The 4,721-nt window shown below is 64.4% G+C and carries 7 protein-coding genes; 6 read left to right on the top strand and 1 reads right to left on the bottom strand.

The features are described from left to right. From P8Y64_13625 to P8Y64_13600, 6 genes are all read left to right on the top strand, one after another. Window positions 1-249, top strand: a 249-nt coding sequence (locus tag P8Y64_13625; protein ID MEJ2061503.1) for an efflux RND transporter permease subunit, incomplete at its 5' end; no start/stop codon positions are given. A 1-nt stretch (window position 250) separates the two neighbouring features. Then, window positions 251-565, top strand: coding sequence for a DUF3240 family protein (locus tag P8Y64_13620; GenBank protein MEJ2061502.1), 315 nt, complete (start codon window positions 251-253; stop codon window positions 563-565). A gap of 78 nt (window positions 566-643) precedes the next feature. Beyond that, window positions 644-1,093 carry a hypothetical protein gene (locus tag P8Y64_13615; protein ID MEJ2061501.1) on the top strand — a complete coding sequence of 150 codons (450 nt, stop codon included), beginning with the start codon at window positions 644-646 and terminating at the stop codon, window positions 1,091-1,093. A 75-nt stretch (window positions 1,094-1,168) separates the two neighbouring features. Beyond that, complete coding sequence (locus tag P8Y64_13610; GenBank protein ID MEJ2061500.1) at window positions 1,169-1,600, top strand: hypothetical protein; 432 nt, start codon at window positions 1,169-1,171, stop codon at window positions 1,598-1,600. A gap of 87 nt (window positions 1,601-1,687) precedes the next feature. Then, window positions 1,688-2,353 carry a response regulator transcription factor gene (locus tag P8Y64_13605; GenBank protein MEJ2061499.1) on the top strand — a complete coding sequence of 222 codons (666 nt, stop codon included), beginning with the start codon at window positions 1,688-1,690 and terminating at the stop codon, window positions 2,351-2,353. Then, entirely contained in the window at window positions 2,353-3,672 is a 1,320-nt protein-coding gene (locus tag P8Y64_13600; protein MEJ2061498.1) for an ATP-binding protein, read from the top strand. Before P8Y64_13605 ends, P8Y64_13600 begins: the two co-directional genes overlap by 1 nt. A 17-nt stretch (window positions 3,673-3,689) precedes the next feature. Here the strand turns inward: P8Y64_13600 and P8Y64_13595 are convergent. After that, window positions 3,690-4,721: AMP-binding protein (locus tag P8Y64_13595; protein ID MEJ2061497.1), on the bottom strand; the 1,032-nt coding region annotated here is incomplete at its 5' end.

Genomic DNA, 4,721 nt, shown 5'->3' with positions numbered 1-4,721 from the left:
CGCGCCACCGGCATGGACATGGCGCGCGTGGTGGTGCTCGGCGCGACCCGCCGGCTGCGCCCGGTGCTGATGACCGCGACCATCGCCGCCTTCGGTCTGGTGCCGTTGCTGTTCGCCACCGGCCCCGGTTCCGAGATCCAGAAACCGCTGGCCATCGTGGTGATCGGCGGGCTGGTCACCTCCACCCTGCTGACCCTTATCCTGCTGCCGATCCTGTACCGGCGCTTCGGTGAAGCCAAAGGAGAATGACATGAGCGACGACAAGTGCCTGCTGGTGATCACCGTGCCGCCCAGTCTGGAGGACGCCCTGTCGGACTGGCTGATCAGCCAGGAACAGCCGATCGGTTTTTCGAGTACGCCCGTCAACGGTCACGGCGAAGGCCACGAGGGCTACACCCTGGCCGAACAGGTGCGCGGCAGCCGACGCAACATCCAGTTCCAGATTCAGACCACGCAGGTCCGTGCCCGCGAGATGCTGGCCGGCATGCAGCACGACTTCCACCATGCCGAACTGCGTTACTGGATCATGCCATTGCTCGATGGAGGACGACTCAGCGACCTGTGATCGTTCAGCGTGGTTTCAGCTCGCCTGCGTAACATGGAAACCGTAGAAAAACATTTCTGCGATGCGTCGCAGGTTTCCATGAGGAGCAATGAAATGGACGCCACCATCAAACTGAACAAGACACTGCTGGCCGCGGCCGTATCCGGCCTGCTGGTCATGGCCGCGGCCCTGCCCGCGCAGGCCGCTGACGCCGTGCAGACCCAGGAGCAGGTCCAGACCCAAAACCAGAGCACCGATTCGCAACTGCGCGTGCGGGATCAGGTTCGGGTCCGTGAGCAGACCACCGGCTCGCAGCTCATGACGCCGGAGGAACGCGCGCTGCATCAAAAAATGATGCGCGAGAAAAAGACCCGTCAGGAGCGCGAGGCATACCGCCAGCAGCAGCATGCCGAAATGCAGAAGCGCGCCCAGCAGCAGGGCAAGACCCTGCCCGACCAGCCGCGTAATGGTGCAGGCACCGGAATGGGTTATGGTAACGGCCTGGGTAATGGTATGGGCAACGGGAGCGGCGCCGGCCGCAGCCGTTGAACAACCTGAACCCATGAATGACGGAAGGGGCGGGCCAACCCCGCCCCGACCGACGACTTTCCCGGAATACGCAGTATGAGCACGACCCGAAAATTCGCCATTTTGTTTCTCGCGGCATTCCTCGCCACGGCCGGCCGCAGCGCCCTTGCCCAGGGCGGCCACGGTCCGGGCATGGACATGGAGCCGCCCGAGATCAGCCCCGCCGAACGCATGAACGAGCCCATGGATCGCATGCCCGGCCATGACGAGGCCGATCATTATCAGGCGGAGCAGCCCATCAGCAGCGAAGAACTCCGCGAACTGGAACACAGTGGTAAGATCATGTCATTGCACCGGCTGCTGGACATGCATCACCACGATGCCCTGCGCGTGCTGGATGCTTCGATCGAGCGCGAGGCGCATGACGCCTATCGCTACGAAATCAAGTTCCTGACACCCGATGGCCGCGTCATCGAACGCGAATACAATGCCGTAACCGGTGCGCGGCTGAGCAACGACGGAGACTGAGGAAGCGCTGATGAACACCCAAGCGGACAGCTCATCCCGACACGCCGCCGTCGCGGCCACGGGGAAGTCAACCGGAGGCTTTTAGCCTTGCGCCTGCTGCTCGCCGAGGACGATACCGCCCTTGCGCAAAACCTCAAGGAGGCGCTCAATGCGCGTGGCTATGCCATCGACGGCGTCGACAACGGGTTGGACGCCGAGCACATGGGCCGCGAGGAGGAATACGACCTGGTCATCCTCGATCTCGGCCTGCCGCGCAAAACCGGCCTCGACGTACTGCGCCAATGGCGCGCCGACGGCAACACCGTACCGGTGCTCATTCTCACCGCGCGCGACGCCTGGTACGAAAAGGTCGAAGGCTTCGAGGCCGGCGCCGACGACTACCTGGCCAAACCCTTTCACACCGAGGAGCTCATCGCCCGCATCCAGGCACTGATCCGCCGCCGCAGCGGCGTGCCCGGCCAGGCGCTGAACCTGAACGGCCTGACCCTCGACGAGGAACGCCAGTCGGTCACCACCCCCGACGGGGAAACCCATACGCTGACCGGCACCGAATTCCGCGTGCTGCGTTATTTCATGCTGCACCCGGACCGCATCGTGTCCAAGAGCGAACTCACCGATCACGTCTACGAATACGACAACGACCGCGACAGCAACGTCATAGAGGTCTACATCAACCGCCTGCGCCAGAAACTCGGCAAAGACGCCATCCAGACCCGACGCGGCCAGGGATACGTGATGGAAAAACACGATTAATGGATTCGCTGCACGCCCGATTTTCGCTCTGGCTGCTGATTGTCCTGTTCGCCCTGTTCGGCCTGGTCTGGATCATGACCAGCCACGCTCCCCAGCAACTGACCGAACGCTATGCAACCTCGCGCCTCGAACATGACGGCGAGAGCCTGATCGCCGGGCTGCACAAGAATCGCAACGGCAACTGGGCCGTGCGCGAACGCTACATCGAACCCATCTACCTGCGCCCCTACTCCGGGCATTACTACGTGGTCGAAACGCCCGGCCAGCGCCTCGACTCGCGCTCGCTTTGGGACTACCGGCTGCAATTGCCCGCCCTGCCGGCGGGAAGCGGGCATCAGATCCTGCATCTGAAAGGCCCCATACATCAGCCGCTGCTGGTCTGGCGCCGACATATCGAAGTCGGCGGCACCCCCATCGTCATCAGTGTCGCCGAAGACATGTCGGCACTGAACCGCGACGTGGCCGTGTTCCGCAAGCGCTTTGCCCTCACCCTGGCCGGGATCCTGTTCGCCCTGGTGGTGCTGCAGCATTTCGTGGTGCGTTACCTGCTCAGGCCGCTTACCCGTATGCAGCACGAACTCGATGAACTCGAGGCCGGCACCCGCGAGGCCCTGGGCGAACAACTGCCCAGCGAAGTGCGCCCGCTGGTGCACCGCCTCAACAACCTGCTCGGCAACCTGCGCCGCAGCCTGGAACGCTCGCGCGCGGCCGCCGGCAATCTGGCCCACCGACTCAAGACCCCGCTGTCACGGCTGCAGCAGATCAGCGACGACAAACAGGCGGCCGTGGTCCACAAGGAACTCGACGCCATCGTGACCGAGATGCGCGGCAGCATCGATCGCGAACTGCGCCGGGCGCGCATGGCCGGCGGATTCAGGGCGGGCACGCGCATCGACCTGCATACCGAGCTGTCCCGCCTGGTTGAGGTAATGGGCAAGCTCTACCGCGAGCGAGGCCTGGACATCGAACTGCGCATGCGTCCCGGACAGACTGTCACCCTGGACCGCGAGGATCTGCTGGAATTGTTCGGCAACCTGCTCGACAACGCCTGCAAGTGGGCCGCCTCGAAGGTGCGCATTTCCGTGACGGAACAGGCGGGGCTGAATGTGGTGGTCGAAGACGACGGCCCGGGAGCGGACCTCGATGCCCTGGAAGGCCTGACCGAACGCGGCAAGCGCGTGGACGAGGCGGTGCCCGGCTACGGCCTGGGCCTGGCCATCGTGCGGGACCTGGTGCGGGAATACGGCGGCCAGCTGCACTTCGGCGCCTCGCCCGAGCTCAAGGGGCTGCGCGTGGAGATCGAACTGCCGCCGGTCTGATCTGTCCGGCAAGCGGCTCAGGAAGCCGGACGGGTATAAGTATCGGCGTAGCGCTCGCGCAGCACGTTCTTCTGTACCTTGCCCATGGTGTTGCGCGGCAACTCGTCCACGAAAAACACGCGCTTGGGCACCTTGTAGTTGGCCAGCGCCGTTTTCAGATGCCGGATCACGGACGCCTCGTCGGGCCGGTCCGATCCGCTCCTGCACACCAGCACCGCGGTGACGCCCTCGCCGAAGTCGGGATGCGGCACGCCGATGACGGCCGATTCCACCACTCCGTCGAGCTGGTCGATAAGCTGCTCGATCTCCTTCGGATAGACGTTGTAGCCGCCGCTGATGACCATGTCCTTGTCACGTCCGACGATCGAGAAGTAACCGTCCGCATCGACGCAGGCCAGATCGCCGGTCTTGAAATAACCGTCCGCGGTGAATTCCTCGGCGGTCTTGTCCGGCATCTGCCAGTAACCCTTGAACACGTTACCGCCCTTCACCTGCAGCTGGCCGGTCTCGCCGGCCGGCACCTCGCGCCCTTCGGCGTCGACCACGCGCGCCGTTACGCCGGGCAGCGGAAAACCGACCGTCCCGGCGCGGCGCTCGCCGTCCAGCGGATTGGACGTGTTCATACCGGTCTCGGTCATGCCGTAACGTTCGAGGATGGTATGGCCGGTGCGGGTGCGGAATTCGTCGAAGGTCTGGGTGAGCAGCGGCGCCGACCCCGAGGTGAACAAACGCATGTTGCGGCACACCCCGGTATCGAAGCCGGCCTCGGCCAGCAAACGGGTGTAATAAGTGGGCACGCCCATGAACACGGTTGACTGCGGCAGCAGGCTCATCACCTCGCGGGCGTCGAAGCGGGGCAGGAAAATCATGCGCGCACCACTGAGCAGGACGCAGTGGCAGGCCACGAACAGGCCGTGGATGTGGAATATGGGCAGGGCGTGCAGCAGCACGTCCTGTTCGGTAAACCCCCAGGCCGTTTTCAGGGCCTCGCCGTTGGCCGCCAGGTTGGCGTGGGTGATCATGGCGCCCTTGGGCTTGCCGGTGGTGCC

Source organism: Gammaproteobacteria bacterium (assembly GCA_037388465.1).
Lineage (GTDB): Bacteria > Pseudomonadota > Gammaproteobacteria > SpSt-1174 > SpSt-1174 > JARRKE01.
The sequence above is the reverse complement of the archived record's forward strand: the minus strand, read 5'-3'. Positions and strand labels throughout refer to the sequence as shown.